Here is a 16,302-nt window from a genome sequence, read left to right on the forward strand (position 1 = left end):
TTGGGGGTGTCCCGTGGGGTGTTTGACCACCGCGTGTGGGCACTCGGCGAAGCTGGGGGCGGGTTGCGGGGGGGGGGGGGCCCCCCGCCCCACCCACGCCAGAAAATGGTTTGGAAACGCAAAACAAACGACGCCGGCTGCGTCCTGCAAAGTGCAACGCAAGCCACGAGATCGTACGGAATCGTACAAGCTCTTTCGCTTTGCGGCAGTCTTGCTATCGTTGGCTGGGAGAGATGGGTGGAGGCTTCCGTGGGGCAGATCAAGTCGCCGCTAGGAATCGGTATTGACACCGACGCTGCCGTTCATACCATCATGGCCGACTATCATGCCGGTGACATTCTCTCGACCACCGTCGTCATAGCCGATTTGCGCAAACGCTTTCCCTGGTTCCGGCAAACCGACGAGGAGCTGGTTGGCTTCATCGTTCGGGCGCTGGACGGTCGGGATATCGCGGTCAGCTTCGACCACCGCGGCCGCTAGGCTGATTTTACGGCAAAACCAGCCGGCCGCGGAGCTTGAGCTCCGCGGCCTCGTCAGGCTGTGATGACCGGGCGCTTACTTGCCGCAGTGGTTGTCGTTCACCGTCGGCGCCATCGTGCCCGGAGCCTTGCCGGTCGCATCGGGCAGAGCCCCCTGCGGGCCCGGCGGGCAATTCCGGTCGGCATTCGAATTCGTCGTTGAGAAATCGCGAATGCTATTGGTGATGGTCGAATCCGTGCCGGTGTCAGGGCCGCCATTATCCGGGACTACGATCGTCCGCCCGCTACCGTCGGCAGCGGCTCCGGAAGGGTCGCCGACGTTCTGCGCCATCGCTGACGTAGCCAGACCGATCGTAAGCGCCGAAGCTGCGAGAATTTTCGTGAGCATGATGCTTCTCCTTTTTACGAGGGTCGTCGCGTTGCGACTACGAAAACAACCGTTCGGGCGAGCGAAGGTTCCGACAAATCTCCTATGAATTCAGCATGTTCTCAGGTGTTCAAGGTGGCCGCCATGCCATTCTCCGCGGGCACGCATCTGTGGACTTTTCTAACGGCACAGCCCGGCATTTTGCTCGCCGCATGAGCGTACGCCTTACCGTTCCGCCGGAACAGGAATGCTTCTTGCGAGTTCATACCTTTGTACAATGCGACGCGCTGATGCGAATGGCGGCAGCGCAAACAAGGAGAGCAGACATCATGGGCCTTGGAACCATTCTCATCATAATCTTGGTCCTTGCCTTGCTTGGCGGCTTCAGCGGCTTGGGCGGCGGACCGTTCTATGGCACCGGCTATTACGGTGGTGGCGGCCTCGGCCTGGTGCTGCTTATCGTCATTATCCTGGTCCTGCTTGGGCGCATTTGATGCACGTCGCGCAAAAGTGTGCAGCGGTTTTGTGATAGCGACATGCATAAAACAGGAACCTAAAGCGCATCGCATGAGGCCGGTCGAACGCGACGCGCCTTAGTGTCCGCTCACGACAAAAACGCCTGCCGCTTGGCAACAAGCGCCGGGCGTTTTGTCGTGAAGAGACGAGATTTCCAAGATCCTTGGCCAACCAGGATCCTTGGCTAAAAACGGCGACCCGGTCCCGAACCTTTCGGCACCGAGGACACCACCATAGCAGCAGCTTAGTGTTGGCGATCGGCGGCCAGCGCTTCTTTCAGATCGGCGCTGAGCACACCCTCGTTGAACAGCGACATGATACGGGCGGCCAACCGCTCGCGGACAGGACTGTCGTCCGCAACACCCAACTCACGGCAGCAGTCGTCGAGCGCTTTTTTCAGCACGCTCAGTTCGGCTGGAGTTGCTGCACCTTGCATCGACATGCCATCCTCCCTTGAAAAAGGGCGAAAGCGCGAAGCGTCTTTCAAGCGTCCACTCGCCATGTCTGTGTGGACGACTCCAATTCAATTAGCGCCGCTCTCGTCCAAACTCAATGTACGGAAATTACCAAACAGACAGTTTGGGAACGACTGCCTTGCACCTGCATTGTTGCTGCGATCCAACCCACCCCTCATTTGGATCATTGGGCGTAGCCCACGACGCCCGAATGGAGCCCGTTGCATCCCTCGCGACGGGCTCTTTCGCGTCCGGTGACCTCAATTGTCGTTTTCGTACCAAACCGTCTTTGGTACGTTTCCAACTCTAACTTTCAGTCGGATGGTTTCGTAGGCAAGCGGCAGGAGAAACTGTCGTGCATCGATTCATTTTTTTATTTAGTAGGCTCCATACCTTTGAGTGCTTATATGAGCGTTATCGTCCGCAGGTTATACCGGGCGCGGACGGCTGGGAGATAAAAAAGCTCTTGCCCTGTTTTGGGGCCAGCTATGTCTGATCCAGCAATTTTCAATAGAAATCTATACAGAAACAAGCTGTTGCGCCGGATGAGCGCCGACGATTTCGCATCTCTCGAGCCGCACATCGAGCGCTGTTCGCTGGAGTTACGGCAATCGCTCGAAGTGTCCGGATCGCCGATCGAGGCCATTTATTTCCTCGAGGACGGCATCGGTTCGGTGGTTGCGAAAATGCCGAACGGCAGCGATGCGGAAGTTGGCCTTGTCGGCTTGGAAGGTATGACCGGCTCGGCCCTGATAATGGGCGACGACCGTACGGTCCATGATTGCTATGTGCAGCTGGCGGGAGAAGCCGCCAGGATCGACGCCGAGCCGTTCAAGGCGGCGCTGACGCAAAGCCCGACGCTGCGGCTGTTCTTGCTGCGCTACGTGCAATATCTGCATGTCCAGACTGGCTATACCGCGCTGGTGAACGCGCGATCGAAACTTGAAGACCGGCTGGCGCGCTGGCTGCTCATGTGTGACGATCGGGTGGACGGCGGCCGGCTGACGATCACTCACGAATTCCTGTCGATCATGCTTGGCGTAAGGCGTCCGGGTGTCACGGTCGCGCTGCAGCTGCTCGAGGGGCGAGGGCTCATCCGGTCCCGGCGCGGCGAAATTATCATTCGCGATCGCGATGGTCTCGTCGCACTGGCGGATGGCGGCTACGGCCTGGCCGAGGCCGAATATACCCGCCTGGTCGAGCATATCGGCGAGCGCTGACGGCGCTTTCCTGGCCGATTGCTGCCGCAGGTCGAGGCCCCTTGCGACACTACACGGCGGGTCGGAAAAATTTTCAAAGCTCCCGGACCGTCAGGGAACTTGTTTCCCGTCGGAGGGTTATGGGACGCCTCTACTTTGCGAGGCGGCACCAACCATTCGGGAGAGGATCATGGCGACCACGAAAAAGGCCGCGAAGGCGGCAAGCAAGGGCCTTGAGGATCTGTTCCTCGACGGGCTCAAAGACCTCTACTACGCCGAGAAGAAGATACTGAAAGCGCTGCCTAAAATGGCCAAGGGCGCGGAGTCGGAAGAAGTGACCGCCGCCTTCGAGAAACACCGCATGGAAACCGAAGGACATGTCGACCGCCTGGAGGAGGTGTTCGAGAAGTTCGGCAAGCCGGCCCGTGGCAAGACCTGCCCGGCGATTGACGGCATTATCGAAGAGGGCTCGGAAGTGCTCGAGGAGTATAACGGTGCTCCCGCGCTCGACGCCGGGCTTGTCGGCGCGGCGCAGGCCGTCGAACATTACGAGATCGCTCGCTACGGCACTTTGATCGCGTGGGCGGAAGAACTCGGCAAGAGCGACGTTGTCGAGCTGCTCAGGGCAACTCTCAAGGAAGAGGTCGCGACCGACGAAGCGCTTTCCAAGCTCGGCGAAAGCGGTGTCAACGAACGCGCAATGCAAGAAGCCGCTTGATTTCAAAACCGCAACCGAGCCTCGGAAATGGTTGCCAAGGCTCGGTTGGCCGCGGTGAACCGGTGAATTCTGCATTGGTCTGTCATGAACGGTAGAGCGGGCAGCTAGAGCCTTGAAGCGGTGCATCGCTGCGGGCTTACTCGATCTGATCGAACGTGCATTGCCGGGGCTCTTTGTCCGACCGCCAGCGCAACAGCTTGGTTCCGTGCCGGAACCGGTCGCCTGTCACATGGTCGAAACGAACCTCGACCACCAGTTCAGGCTTTATCGGCTCCCATTGTCCGCTGCGCTCCGTGCTCCAGCGGCTTGGCCCGCCCGGCGCCTTGCCGGTGAAACCCGGTTTGGCCCGCTGTTTTTCCAGCCGCCTGGTCAGCGCCGCCCGGTCGTCCTTGCCGATGGTCGAGGTGAACCCGACATGGTCCAGCCTGCCTTCGTTGTTGTAGAGGCCGAGCAGCAGGGATCCGACTTCGTTGCTGCCGGCGAGATAGCGAAAGCCGCCGACCACACAATCCGCAGTGCGCAGCCGCTTGACCTTGACCATGGCGCGCTCGCCGGGCCGGTATGGCCCGGCGATCAGTTTTGCAACGACACCGTCGGTCGAGCCATGGCCGGAGCCCTGCAGCCAGCGCTCGGCGGCAGCGGCATCGTGCGTGCATTTGGACAGGCGCAGTTCGGGCCGTGCCGCCGACGCGACAAAGGCCTCGATCGCCCGTCTCCTGGCGCTGAGCGGTTGTTCGATGATGACCTTGCCGCCGGGTTCGGCCAGCACATCGAACAGGACAAGCATGGCGGGCGTCTCGAGGCTCAATTTGCGGATCCTGCTTTCGGCGGGATGGAGGCGCATTTGCAGGGCCTCGAATGAAGTCGATCCGTCGACCTCGATGATGATCTCGCCGTCGACCACAAACTGTCGCGACCTCAAATCGCGCAGCACCGCGACCAGTTCGGGAAAATAGCGGCCAAGCGGCTTGCCCGATTTTGCACGCAGATCGACGGCATCGTCGCCCTTGAACACGAGGCAGCGAAACCCGTCCCATTTCGGTTCGTACTGCCAAAGCCCGTCGCCGCCAGGAATTGCGTCGGCGGCTTTGGCTTCCATCGGACGAAGGTCGAGCGGCAACGGAAATGCGGTCATGGCTGGTCCGCGCCGCCGCTGAGGCATTCGCTACCGCCGTCGGCCATTCCCCTGCGCCCCGCTTTCCCGCCTCGGCACCTTGCGGCCGGTTTGGTCGGGTGAAGGCGACCGCGGATCGACCTCGTCGGACCCACCGATCTCCTTGGTGATGCGATAGGCCAGATAAGCGACGGCTCCGGCAAGCAGCAAGCGGACCATGACTGCAAATCCTTCGTTGGCGTGAACCCACCAACCCGCAGGCCGAAGGTTTTGTTCCGCCGCGGCCATCGCCGGGGCGAATCGTCGGCGGCGCAACCAAAATCCAAGCGCATCGTTTGTTGCTTATCGACGAAAAGAATTTGCGATGAAGACGCTCTTGCCCTTGTTCGCTTTGACCCTGGCGCTATTCCTGGCCAGCAGCGCTTGGCCTGACGGGTGACCGCGATGCTCCTCGTTGTTCCGGTCTGGCAGGACATCGCGGCACGACTGCTTCTGACCGCGCTCGCCGGCCTGTTGATAGGCCTCAACCGCGAGGCGCGCGGGCACGCGGCGGGGCTACGCACCACCGTGCTGGTCGGATTGGCCGCCGCCATCACAATGATCCAGGCCAGTATTCTGCTCGAGACCGTTGGCAAGCACCCGGATTCGTTTGCATCGATGGACGTCTTGCGCTTTCCGCTGGGCGTGTTGACCGGCGTCGGCTTTATCGGCGGTGGCGCCATTCTTCGCCGCGGCAATCTTGTCAGCGGCGTCACCACGGCGGCCACATTGTGGGTGATGACGGCGATCGGATTGGCTTTCGGTGGTGGCCAATACGGCTTGGGCGCTGCCGGCACGGCGCTGACGCTGGCCACCTTGCTGGTCCTGAAATGGGTGGACCTTCGAATGTCGCGCGAACACCATGCCCAGTTGGCACTGACGTGGAAGGCCGCGGCTCGACAGGAGATCGATGCGCTCATCGGGCCGCTTGGCTACCAGGCACGCCTCGTCGCAATAGAGAGGCGCCCAGATCTCAAGGACCCTGTGTTCTCGTTCGAGATCAGTTGGAGGCGGCCCGACACTGGCGCACCGCCAATGGATCTGCTGGCATCGGTGGGCGAGCATTGCGAGATTCAAAAGTTTGATCTCCTCAGCGAGCCTGCCCGCTAGAGCGGTTCATCGTTTCACGGAAACGCCGAAACGCTCTATCTCTTTGTTTCTGCGCAATCCCGGACGGAAAACCGTTTCACACTTTTCCTGGAATTGCTCTAGCGGCTCGCAACGATCGCGGCCTGGAATCAGGCCATCGCTTCTTCGCGGCGCTTTCGATACCTATCTGTGGAGGCAGGACTCAAGGAGCAAGCAAAAGACCGTGGCACAGCGATCGGGAAGTGCTGATCTCCCACTTCACGGCGGGCGCGTACCGAAATGGCTCGGCGACCGCATGACGCGGCTTGGCGCGGTCATGTGCGAGGCGATCATCCACCATTACGGCCGCGATGAATTGCTGCGCCGGCTGGCGCATCCGTTCTGGTTCCAGTCCTTTGGCGCCGTGATGGGGATGGACTGGCACTCTTCCGGCATCACCACCAGCGTCGTCGGAGCGTTGAAGCGCGGTCTGTCGCCGCTTTCCGGCGAACTCGGCATCCACGTTTGCGGCGGCCGCGGCGCGCATTCGCGCAAGACCCCGCACGAGCTTGCCCTGATCGGCGAGCGTGTCGGCCTCGACGGGCAAGGCCTCGCGACTGCCAGCCGGCTTGTCGCCAAGGTGGACAGCGCCGCGGTCCAGGACGGTTTCGATCTCTATCTGCACGGCTTTATCGTCACCGACGACGGCAAGTGGGTGGTGGTGCAGCAGGGCATGAACGGCGACAGCAAGGTGGCGCGCCGCTATCACTGGCTGTCCGAAGGCCTGAAGAGCTTTGTCGACCAGCCGCATGCTGCCATCGAGGGCGCCAACCAGGGCGAGATCGTCAACCTGACCGACCGGCGCGCTGAAGCGTCGCGCCAGGGACAACTGGACCTTCTGCACGACCTTGGACCGGATCGCATCGTGAGGGAGCTTGCCGCTTTGGAGCGGGGTTCGGCGCCAGCGCCGGAGCCGGCACAAAAGCTGCTGCCGCATCTGGTGATGCCGGCGCACCACGATGTGCGCGAAAGCGACGTCGTCATGCGCCGCCTGCACGGCAATATCGCGGCGGCGGCCGAGCGCGGCCCGACAGATTTCGCCGGGCTTCTCCTGGTGCCCAATGTCGGCGCGCGCACGGTGCGGGCGCTGGCGCTGGTCGCCGAAGTCGTGCATGGCGCGCCGTGCCGTTTTTCCGATCCAGGCCGTTTCTCGCTGGCGCATGGCGGCAAGGACAGGCACCCGTTTCCAGTGCCGCTGAAGGTCTACGACGAGACGATCGGCGTGCTGAAGTCGGCTGTCCAGAAGGCCAGGCTCGGCCGTGACGAAGAGATCGGCGCGTTGCGGCGGCTGGACGACCAGTCGAGGCAGGTCGAGCGCTATGTCACCGGCCCAAGCCTGAAGGAAATCGTCGCCGGGGAGTTCGAGCAATCGCATCTGCTCGGCGGCCGCAGCGTCTTCGGTTGGGAGGTCGTACCCGAAACGGCCGCAGTCAAATCAACGAAGTGATCGGCTCGGATCAAGCCTCCAAGTCGATCAGGGCGACGCCGAGTTCGGGACGGTGCCTGCGGCGAAGATGGCCAGGCGTCTCCACCAATGTGACCTCGAGCGTCGGCCGCACGATGCCGTCCAGCAGATGACCGCCCCTCGTGGTGCCGTCACTCAATCCAAGGACTGCGTGGACGTGCAGGCTGGGCTTGCCGTCGTCGCCGATAGCAACATCGCCGATCGCGCTCAGCACTTCGCACTGTTCCCGGACGGGGATTTTCCGATAGGTCTTTTCCCCGGGGTCGAACCAGCCGACAGTCGCCGTTTCGAAAGCACCGAGCGCGGTCAGCGACGCACTGCCAACGCCGTGGTCGACCGCAAACGCGGTCAGCTGCGCAAACGCCTCGTCGCCGGGATCAAGCACAACGACGAACGTTCTCTGTCCGGCGCTTTCGGCAACAAGCTGTGATTTCATGATTTCGCTCCAGACGCCAAGTCGGTTTCTGCCCGATCAGCTTGAACGGCAAGCCGGCTCGAGAGTTCCTCGGCACGGTTCGGATGAACATAGGATCACAGACGCGTGAGGCAGGGGAACCTTGCTATCCATGACTGGTTCGGCCGGCTTGAGACCCAGCCAGCCGGGAGCCAGCCATGTCCGAAACCAACCTTGCCAGCCTGAGCCGACGCAGTTTCATGACCGGATCCGTTTCGGCGGCTGCGGCAGGGCCGCTCATGGCCACGTCGGTAAAAGCCGCCGCGCCGCAAGCTGCCGCTTCGGCCGAGCCGCGCGATCTGTCGGCGATCTCACTGCGCATCAACAAGCAGCCTTACAATCTCGCCCTCGACAATCGCACCAGCCTGCTCGACGCGCTGCGCGACCACGTCGGCCTGACCGGCACCAAGAAAGGCTGCGATCACGGCCAGTGCGGGGCCTGCACCGTTCTCGTCGACGGCAAGCGGGTGCTGTCGTGCCTGAGCTTCGCCGTCATGAACCAGGGCCACGAGATCACCACCGTCGAAGGGCTCGCCTCCGCCGACGGCAATTTGCATCCGATGCAGCAGGCTTTCATCGACAATGACGCCTTCCAATGCGGGTACTGCACGCCCGGCCAGATCATGTCCGCCATCGGTTGCATCAACGAAGGCCATGCCGGCTCCGAGGACGACATCCGCGAATATATGAGCGGCAATCTGTGCCGCTGTGCTGCCTACCCCAACATTGTCGCGGCCGTCGTGCAGGCCCGGGACGAAACAAGGAAAGCCTGAGATGCGCCCCTTCGTTTACGAGAGACCGGCCAGCGTGTCCGCGGCGGCCGCCATTGCTTCCCGTTTCTCCGCCGAGAGTGTTCCGCCGACCGAGGCCGATACGCAATTCATCGCCGGCGGCACCAATCTGGCCGACTACATGAAGCTTGGCGTGGCACAGCCCGAGCGGCTGGTCGATCTCAACGGTCTCGGTGATCGAGCCCTGCGGCAGATCGAGGTCGGCGAGGACAGTATCCGTTTCGGCGCGCTGGTCCGCATGGGCGAGGCAGCAGACACAGGCGAGATCAAGCGCCGTTGCCCGGTCCTTGCCGAAAGCCTGAAATTCGCCGCTAGCGGTCAGATCCGCAACATGGCGAGCCTGGCCGGCAATGTGCTGCAACGGACGCGGTGCGAGTATTTTCGCGAGACCTCCTGGCCGTGCAACAAGCGCGAGCCGGGCTCCGGCTGCGCGGCCATGGAAGGCTTCAACCGGCAACACGCGGTCCTCGGCAGCAGCGACGCCTGCATCGCCACCTATCACGGCGACTTCGCTCAGGCGCTGATCGCGCTCGGCGCGACGGTCGAGGTCGAGGCAAGGCGCGGTATGCGCAAGATAGCGTTTTCGAAGTTGCATCGCCTGCCGGGAGATACGCCCAATTTCGAGACCGATCTCGCCCCCGACGAGGTGATCACGGCAATCGAGGTGCCCCTCGGCGCCTGGAGCCGCCGCTCGCGCTACCTGAAAATCCGTGATCGCGAATCCTACGCGTTCGCGCTGGCCTCGGCGGCCGTGGCTCTGGACATGGACGGCGACACGGTCAGCCAAGCGCGCATCGCGCTTGGCGGCGTGGCGACCGTGCCATGGCGGGCCAGGGCGGCCGAAGCAGCGCTGAGCGGCAAGGTACTCGACGACGATGCGGCCGAAGCTGCCGCCGAAGCCGCGTTCGCCGAGGCGAAACCGCGCCAACACAATGCGTTCAAGATACCGCTCGGCAAGCGCACGCTTGTGCGGGCACTGCTCGAAACGCGCGATATGAAGGTCTGACCGATGAACCAAGCTGCTCCCGCGCCGAAAGAGAACATGGGAAATCCCGTTCCCCGGATCGATGCCCGCCTGAAGGTCACCGGACAGGCCGGCTATTCGGCCGACCTTCCAACCGCCAATACCGCCTATGGCGCGCTCGCCACCAGCAACATCGCCAAGGGCAGCATCACCGCCATCCGGCTCGAAAGGGCGCGTAAGGTGCCCGGCGTTCTCGATATCGTCAGCGTCGGCGACATGGATGGCATCGACAGGCCGAAATTCGGCAACACCGGCGCAAGTTCGATCGCTCCGCTGCATGACAAGACCATTTTTCACGACGGCCAGATCATCGCGCTGGTGGTAGCCGAAACATTCGAGGCGGCCGAGGAAGCAGCAGCCCTGATCCGCGCCGATTATGCCGAAGAGACGCCCAGCGCCGGCTTCGATTCCAATGGAACGGAAATGGAACCGGCTGCCGGCAAGAGCCCGATGCTCAAGGAGGACGTCAAAGCCGGCGACTTCGACGCCGCCTATGCCGCAGCCGCCGTGAAGATTGACGAGAAATATTCGACGCCGACCCAGCACCACAATCCGATCGAGCTGTTCTCGACGACGGCGGTCTGGCAGGGCGACCAACTCACGGTCTACGAGCCGAGCCAGAACGTCACCGGCTGGAAGGCCGAGCTCGCCCGGCAGTTGAAGATCGACCCGGCCAATGTGCGGATCGTCAGTCCCTATGTCGGCGGCGCCTTCGGCTCCAAGGGGCCGATGACGGCCCGCACGGCGATAGTGGCGGAGGCAGCCCGCCGGATCGGCCGGCCGGTGCGCTGCGTCGTCAGCCGCATGCAGGCGTACGGCACGCAGACCTACAGGGCGGAGACCCGACACCGCATCCGCATCGGCGCCAACAAGGACGGCCGGATCACCGCCTTTGCGCACGAAGGCTGGGAAGTGACCTCGCGGCCCGATCCCTATGTCGTCGGCGGCACCTCCGCCACCGGCCGCATGTACAATTACGGCTCGGTGCTGACGCAGGTCTCGCTGGTCCATGCCGACCGCAACACGCCTGGCTACATGCGCTCGCCGCCCGAGACGCCCTATGTCTATGCGCTGGAAAATGCCATGGATGAGATGGCGGTGGCGCTCGGCATGGACCCGATCGAGTTCCGCCGCATCAACGAGCCGCAAAAGGAGCCGATCGGCGGCAAGCCGTTCTCCAGCCGCTCGCTGCTGAAATGCTACGACCAGGCCGCCAAGGCCTTCGGCTGGTCGAAGCGCGAGGCCGCGGTCGGCTCGATGCGTGACGGCGACTGGCTGGTCGGCATGGGCTGCGCCACGGCCATCTATCCGACGGCGGCGGCGCCATGCGCCGCCCGTGTCCGCCTGACCACCGACGGCGAGGTTCGCGTCCAATGCGGCTCGCATGAGATCGGCACCGGCGTGCGCACCGTGGCGGGCCAGATGGCAGCCGAACGGCTCGGGATAGAAATTGACAAGGTCAGCGTCGAAATGGGCGACAGCGCCCTGCCGCCGGCGCCGGTGTCCGGCGGGTCGATTTCGACGGCAAGCGTCTGCTCGGCGGTGCTGAAAGCCTGCGATGCCGTCCGCGCAAAGCTCTTCGCCGCGGCCGTCGCCGAGGACGGGCCGCTGGCCGGGTCCGGCAACGCCAAGCTCGAAATGGAGAAAGAGAAAATCGTCGCGGACAACGGCAAGTCGGCCAAGCTGTCGGACGTCTTCAAGATGATGCAGATCGGCGCGATCGAGGAATATGCCGAGTTCGCGCCAAAGGGGTCGTCACCTGAGGCCCTGAAGAAGCTCTATGCCGGGCAGTCGGAATTCCATGGCGGCGACCAGGACAAAGATTCGGTGAAATACGCCTTTGGCGCGGAATTCGTCGAAGTGCGCATCAACAACTATACGTGCGAGATCCGCGTGCCACGCATCGTCGGCGCCTTTGCCGCCGGGCGCATCATGAACACGCGCACCGCGCGCAGCCAGCTGATGGGCGGCATGATCTGGGGCATCGGCCAGGCCTTGCACGAAGCGACGGAAATCGACAAGCGTTACGCGCGCTACGTCAATCGCGACCTGCAGGACTATCTGGTGCCGGTCAACGCCGATGTGAAGCAACTCGAGGTGATCCTCGTGCCGGAGATCGATCACGAGGTGAACCCGGCCGGCGTCAAAGGACTGGGCGAACTCGGCAATGTCGGGACAGCAGCCGCGGTCGCGAGCGCGGTCTATCACGCCACCGGCAAGCGCATCCGCGACCTGCCGGTCAGGATCGATCATCTGATCGTCTGATCTCTCCAACCCAGCCGGCTTGGGACCGGCTGGGCGCCGTTTGCATCTATTCCTTCGGCGCGGTCGCGGGCGCGGTATAGCGGCGGCGCACCGCGTCCAGGACGTGCTTGCGGCTCTCCTGCGCCGAAAGTGTGCCGTCTTTCTCCGCTTCGGCGGTTTCGCGCGCCAGTTCCTTGTCCCTGATCTGGTGGCGAAACCATTCGGAATAGTCGCCGGCGCGCAAATGATGTTCCCAGGTCCTGTCGTCGATGCCCTCGGCGATCTGGGCGAAAATCATCAGATTATGGGCGCGGAGGTTCATCGCATTGTCGGGGCCGCGGAAATAGAAGCTGCCCTTCTCGTCCAGCTGGCCCTCGGCATATTTGCGGCTGTGCCGCTTGAGCGACTGTCGCGGTTCGATCGGCTCGACCATGGCAGGTTTCTTGCGCGCCTGCGGCCGCCAGAACAGCACGCGCTCGTCTTTTGGAGAGTTCAGGTCCTTGTCCTTTGGCGGTTCGGTGCCGGTCTCGTGACAGAACGTCTTGATGACCTTTTTCGCCTTGGGGCCGAGTGCGATGACGGCGGTGACCAGCCGCAATGCCTCGGTTGAGATCGCGTCCGGATGAACCGTGATCAGGATCGTGCCCGGCAATTCCATGGCCAGCACCATTGGCGTGTCGTCGCGCCGCTTCGGCAAGAGGTGATGCGCCTCGTCGATGATCAGCCAGTGTGGTCGTGCCGTGCGGAAGCGAACACCGCCAAGGCCCGGCAGCAGGTCGGCAAAGAAGTCCGGCCGCTCGTTAACGCGCAGCGCCAGGCCATTGACGACCAGATTGTTGTCCGGCTTCTCCAGGAGATCGAGCAACTGCGTCTTCGTCGGCGCGTTCGAGCCGTCGCCCAGCCGGACGGCGCCTTCGAGACCGTCATAGTCGCCTTCCGGATCGAAGATGCAGAACTGGAACTTTCTCTCGACGAAGCGCTCCGTCAGTGCAGTCGCCAGGGTCGATTTGCCGATGCCGGAGCTGCCGGCGATCAGCACCGTATCGGTTGGCGACAGATACACCTCCTTGCCATCCTCCGAGCCAAGCAGAATGCCGTCGCGGTTCGGCACAAGCTCGCGATCGCGCTCGACCACCTTGGCGATCAGTTCCTCGACGCCTTTTCCGCGCGCGCCGCGTGTCACGAGATCCGCCGTATCCTTGACTGCCGGCAGTGCGTTGTCGACGGCCACGCTGAAGCCGCAGGCGCGCAGGAAGGCGTGGTCGTTTTCGGCGTCGCCGACACCGACGACGTTGTGCGGCGACAATCTGAGGTCCTGAAGCGCGGCTGTCAGCCCGGTCGCCTTGTTGATGCCACTGGGCAGGATCATCACCGCGCCCTTGTTGAAGATGATTTCCAGCTCCAGCCCCAATTTCTTGATGACCTCGAGCGCGGTAGCCTGATGCGGTTCCCAGGTTGCGACGATCGAGCGTCCGACCGAAAGCGGTTTGACACCGCGTTTCCTGAGTTTGGCGATGAACTCGGGGGCGGGCGGCGGGGATATCGTCCGCTCCTCCTCGCTGGCCGGCGTGTAGATCAGCGCCCCGTTTTCCGCGACCACCTTGTCGAAGATCGCGACTTCGGGAAAGACGCGTTTCAGGTCGGGCAGCTCGCGCCCGGTGACGAGAATGAGTTTGCGGCCGCTCTTCTTGAAGCGTTCAAGCGCCGCAAGCGTCTTCTCGGCAACGACCCCTTCATGCGCCAGCGTGCCGTCATAGTCAGTGGCCAGGGCAATGAAATACATGCCGTCAGTAGCCGCCCACGATCGGCAATATCTCGCCGGTGATGTAGCTCGAGCAGTGTGGCGAGGCGAGGAACACGTAGGCCGGCGCGATCTCCTCCGGCTGGGCCGGCCGTTTCATCGGCGTATCGGCGCCAAATTTCGAAACATCGCCGGCTTCCTTGTCCGAGGGGTTGAGCGGCGTCCAAACCGGGCCTGGCGCCACGGCGTTGACCCTTATGCCCTTGTCGACAAGGTTGCCTGAGAGCGCGCGGGTGAAGGCATGAATGCCGCCCTTGGTCATGGAGTAATCGACCAGTTGCTTCGAGCCCTCGATGCCGGTCACTGAACCGGTATTGATGATCGCCGAACCGGGTTTCATGTGCGGCACGGCCTCCTGCGCCATGTGGAAATAGCCGTAGAGGTTGGTCTTCAGCGTCGTGTCGAAATGCTCCTCGGTCAGCTCGCTGAAATCGCTGGAGTGGATCTGGAAAGCGGCGTTGTTGACCAGCACGTCGATCCGCCCAAACTCCTGCACGATCTCAGCCACCGCGTTGTGGCAGTGGTTGCGTTCGCTGACGTCGGCCTTGATCAGGATGCAGCGCCGGCCTTCCGCTTCGACGGCCCTTTTGGTATCTTTGGCGTCCCTATCCTCCGAGAGATAGACGATCGCCACATCGGCGCCTTCACGCGCATAGAGCACGGCCACCGCACGGCCGATGCCTGAATCGCCGCCGGTAATGACGGCCACTTTGCCGTCGAGCTTTTTCGATCCGATATAAAATGGCGCATCGTAAAGCGGCGCCGGCTCGATCGCCCATTCATGGCCCGGCTTCGGCTGGTGCTGCTCGGGGAAGGGCGGCTCCGGATATTTGCGGGCGCCGGCCTGCATGGCGCCTTTTTGCTTGCCATTGGATTTGGACTTGTCCTTCTCGTCGATACGGCGCTGGATATGCCGCTGCTTGGCGGCCTCGCCGGCGATTTCCGATTTTATCTGCATGGTCATCTCCCTGGCTTGAAACCCAACAACGCATGTCCAGCGAAAAGGTTGATGCGACCACGTCATTCCTTGAGCCCGGCGACACGCTCCAGCAGCGGCCGTTGCAGCAGCGGCAGATGGCCGACGACGCTGAAGGCCGCGTTCCTGACGCCTTGCATGATGCCGTTGTCCGATTGGGCCAGCGAGAGGATGCGCTCGCTGAGCGTGATCCACCGTTGCCCCACCGGGTGGCGTTCGCTTGTGTAGCCGGCAAGCGTGCCGTCGACGAAACGCCTGGCGAATGACGCGGCGTCCTCGATGCCGAGATTCATGCCGCGCGCGCCCAACGGCGAATTCACATGCGCGGCATCGCCTCCCAGGAAGACGCATGCGGTTTGATAACGCGGCGCCTGTCGTACCGGAATATGGAAGCGGTCGGTCCCCAACAACCGCGTGATCCGGTAATTGCCGGGGATGCGGGCCAGCGCATCCTCGGTGTTGGAGACCGCGCGATAGCGCTTCTCGCCGATCGGGATGATGAAACCGACGTCGCCGTTCCTGTGAAGAAATGCGTGGGCGGCCATCGGCTCATAGGGCCAATCGTCGATGTCGGCGTCGGCAATGCTCCATTGCCGCCGATGCGTGTAGCCATCGAAGCCGATGCTCATGGCATCACGCACCGTGCTTTGCGCACCGTCGGCTCCGAAGATAAGGTCGAAACTTGCCTCGTCACGGCCGTCTGGCGCCTCGATCCGCACCTCGGCCCGACCTTTGTGCTCGGCCATGCCGACAAATGTGCTTCGCCATTCGACGTCGATGCCAAATCCCTTGAGCGTATCGGTCATCAGCGATTCGGTGTCGCGCTGCGGCAGCGACAGCAGAAAATTATGGCGGTGCGGCAGGATCGAGAAATCGATCTCGCCGAGCGCTCGTCCTTCGAAGTAGAAACGGGCTCGGCGAATTTTCAATCCTTCGGCGAGCAATCGGGCAGCGACTTTGGACGGTTCAAGGATGTCGAGGCTGTGCGAACTGATGCCGACCGCCTTGGCGAGCGGCGTCGGGCCTTCCTTGCGGTCGATGATGCGAGGTGCAATGCCGCGCCTTGCCAGTTCGACTGCCGCCGTCAGCCCGGTCGGGCCGGCGCCGACGATCAGGATGGAAGCGTCCCGCGAAGCCGTCATCGTCTGGCGTCAGCTTTTAGGCAATGCGTAGGCAATGACGTCGGCAATGACGTCGTCGCCGATCCTGGTCTCCATGAAATGGTGTCCGCCGGGTGCAAGTGTCGCCAGCCAGGTCAGGACATAAAGCCATACACCGGCGGCATTGCCGGCAAGCAGCAGGCTGCCGGCGGCCAGCAGGGCGATCCCGGCGGGCAGATAGTACCAGGATCCGCCCAGCGCGATCAGCCAGGCACCGCCCCCTCCGATCGGCAGGCCGAGGATCGTCAGCAGCGCGCCGACGAACATCGTCCACCAGAAGGCAACGCCGGACCGGCGGCGAATGGGATGGGGTGGGGGATGGTCATGATGCTTATCCGGGTGAAACAGAACGTGACCTCATCCGAACGTATG

At 62.8% G+C, this 16,302-nt stretch carries 18 protein-coding genes; 9 read left to right on the forward strand and 9 right to left on the reverse strand.

What is annotated here, in order from left to right; translation table 11 throughout:
- The first annotated feature begins 237 nt into the window (after positions 1 to 237).
- Entirely contained in the window at positions 238 to 480 is a 243-nt protein-coding gene (locus tag NKJ32_RS01860) for a hypothetical protein (RefSeq protein ID WP_352825533.1), read from the forward strand.
- Between the two features lie 75 nt (positions 481 to 555).
- On the opposite strand, the gene NKJ32_RS01865 is transcribed toward NKJ32_RS01860, so the two are convergent.
- Entirely contained in the window at positions 556 to 867 is a 312-nt protein-coding gene (locus NKJ32_RS01865) for a hypothetical protein (protein WP_023677109.1), read from the reverse strand.
- Between the two features lie 308 nt (positions 868 to 1,175).
- On the opposite strand from NKJ32_RS01865, the gene NKJ32_RS01870 reads away from it, so the two are divergent.
- Positions 1,176 to 1,340: a DUF3309 family protein gene (locus NKJ32_RS01870; RefSeq protein ID WP_023677107.1), complete on the forward strand. Its 165-nt coding sequence runs from the start codon at positions 1,176 to 1,178 to the stop codon at positions 1,338 to 1,340.
- A gap of 266 nt (positions 1,341 to 1,606) precedes the next feature.
- Here NKJ32_RS01870 and NKJ32_RS01875 read toward each other — a convergent pair whose 3' ends face one another.
- Positions 1,607 to 1,804: a hypothetical protein gene (locus NKJ32_RS01875; protein ID WP_292655400.1), complete on the reverse strand. Its 198-nt coding sequence runs from the start codon at positions 1,802 to 1,804 to the stop codon at positions 1,607 to 1,609.
- 558 nt (positions 1,805 to 2,362) lie between these two features.
- On the opposite strand from NKJ32_RS01875, the gene NKJ32_RS01880 reads away from it, so the two are divergent.
- Together NKJ32_RS01880 and NKJ32_RS01885 are read left to right on the forward strand one after the other, a co-directional pair.
- On the forward strand, positions 2,363 to 3,037 hold the full coding sequence (locus NKJ32_RS01880; protein WP_352492201.1) for a Crp/Fnr family transcriptional regulator: 675 nt from the start codon (positions 2,363 to 2,365) through the stop codon (positions 3,035 to 3,037).
- A 169-nt stretch (positions 3,038 to 3,206) separates the two neighbouring features.
- Complete coding sequence (locus NKJ32_RS01885) at positions 3,207 to 3,734, forward strand: YciE/YciF ferroxidase family protein (protein WP_023677104.1); 528 nt, start codon at positions 3,207 to 3,209, stop codon at positions 3,732 to 3,734.
- A 136-nt stretch (positions 3,735 to 3,870) separates the two neighbouring features.
- Here NKJ32_RS01885 and NKJ32_RS01890 read toward each other — a convergent pair whose 3' ends face one another.
- Positions 3,871 to 4,869 (reverse strand): ATP-dependent DNA ligase, encoded by a 999-nt coding sequence (locus tag NKJ32_RS01890; RefSeq protein ID WP_352788036.1) that lies wholly within the window; start codon positions 4,867 to 4,869, stop codon positions 3,871 to 3,873.
- A 30-nt stretch (positions 4,870 to 4,899) separates the two neighbouring features.
- A complete protein-coding gene (locus NKJ32_RS01895; RefSeq protein WP_023677102.1) occupies positions 4,900 to 5,067 on the reverse strand; it encodes a hypothetical protein in 168 nt (55 codons plus the stop codon).
- A 225-nt stretch (positions 5,068 to 5,292) separates the two neighbouring features.
- Here NKJ32_RS01895 and NKJ32_RS01900 point away from each other — a divergent pair, with 225 nt between their 5' ends.
- Positions 5,293 to 5,997, forward strand: a complete 705-nt coding sequence (locus NKJ32_RS01900) for an MgtC/SapB family protein (protein ID WP_352577685.1) — start codon at positions 5,293 to 5,295, stop codon at positions 5,995 to 5,997.
- A gap of 202 nt (positions 5,998 to 6,199) precedes the next feature.
- Positions 6,200 to 7,462, forward strand: a complete 1,263-nt coding sequence (locus tag NKJ32_RS01905) for a DUF763 domain-containing protein (protein WP_352449581.1) — start codon at positions 6,200 to 6,202, stop codon at positions 7,460 to 7,462.
- A gap of 10 nt (positions 7,463 to 7,472) precedes the next feature.
- Here NKJ32_RS01905 and NKJ32_RS01910 read toward each other — a convergent pair whose 3' ends face one another.
- Positions 7,473 to 7,916, reverse strand: coding sequence for a PPC domain-containing DNA-binding protein (locus NKJ32_RS01910; RefSeq protein WP_352577684.1), 444 nt, complete (start codon positions 7,914 to 7,916; stop codon positions 7,473 to 7,475).
- 176 nt (positions 7,917 to 8,092) lie between these two features.
- On the opposite strand from NKJ32_RS01910, the gene NKJ32_RS01915 reads away from it, so the two are divergent.
- The 3 genes from NKJ32_RS01915 to NKJ32_RS01925 are packed head-to-tail and all read left to right on the forward strand — an operon-like array spanning position 8,093 to position 12,014.
- On the forward strand, positions 8,093 to 8,707 hold the full coding sequence (locus tag NKJ32_RS01915) for a (2Fe-2S)-binding protein (RefSeq protein ID WP_352577683.1): 615 nt from the start codon (positions 8,093 to 8,095) through the stop codon (positions 8,705 to 8,707).
- Between the two features lies 1 nt (position 8,708).
- Positions 8,709 to 9,731, forward strand: a complete 1,023-nt coding sequence (locus tag NKJ32_RS01920; RefSeq protein WP_352577682.1) for an FAD binding domain-containing protein — start codon at positions 8,709 to 8,711, stop codon at positions 9,729 to 9,731.
- A gap of 3 nt (positions 9,732 to 9,734) precedes the next feature.
- A complete protein-coding gene (locus NKJ32_RS01925; protein ID WP_352577681.1) occupies positions 9,735 to 12,014 on the forward strand; it encodes a xanthine dehydrogenase family protein molybdopterin-binding subunit in 2,280 nt (759 codons plus the stop codon).
- Between the two features lie 46 nt (positions 12,015 to 12,060).
- Here NKJ32_RS01925 and NKJ32_RS01930 read toward each other — a convergent pair whose 3' ends face one another.
- The 4 genes from NKJ32_RS01930 to NKJ32_RS01945 all read right to left on the reverse strand — a co-directional run bounded on the left by NKJ32_RS01930 (position 12,061) and on the right by NKJ32_RS01945 (position 16,197).
- Positions 12,061 to 13,776, reverse strand: a complete 1,716-nt coding sequence (locus tag NKJ32_RS01930; protein ID WP_023677097.1) for an HAD family hydrolase — start codon at positions 13,774 to 13,776, stop codon at positions 12,061 to 12,063.
- Between the two features lie 4 nt (positions 13,777 to 13,780).
- A complete protein-coding gene (locus NKJ32_RS01935) occupies positions 13,781 to 14,752 on the reverse strand; it encodes an SDR family oxidoreductase (protein ID WP_023677096.1) in 972 nt (323 codons plus the stop codon).
- A 62-nt stretch (positions 14,753 to 14,814) separates the two neighbouring features.
- Positions 14,815 to 15,912: an FAD-dependent oxidoreductase gene (locus NKJ32_RS01940; RefSeq protein ID WP_023677095.1), complete on the reverse strand. Its 1,098-nt coding sequence runs from the start codon at positions 15,910 to 15,912 to the stop codon at positions 14,815 to 14,817.
- Positions 15,913 to 15,921: 9 nt separating this feature from the next.
- Positions 15,922 to 16,197 (reverse strand): hypothetical protein, encoded by a 276-nt coding sequence (locus tag NKJ32_RS01945; protein ID WP_051406139.1) that lies wholly within the window; start codon positions 16,195 to 16,197, stop codon positions 15,922 to 15,924.
- Positions 16,198 to 16,302: the final 105 nt, after the last annotated feature.

The organism is Mesorhizobium sp. M0159 (genome assembly GCF_040322295.1).
In the GTDB taxonomy this organism is placed as follows: domain Bacteria; phylum Pseudomonadota; class Alphaproteobacteria; order Rhizobiales; family Rhizobiaceae; genus Mesorhizobium.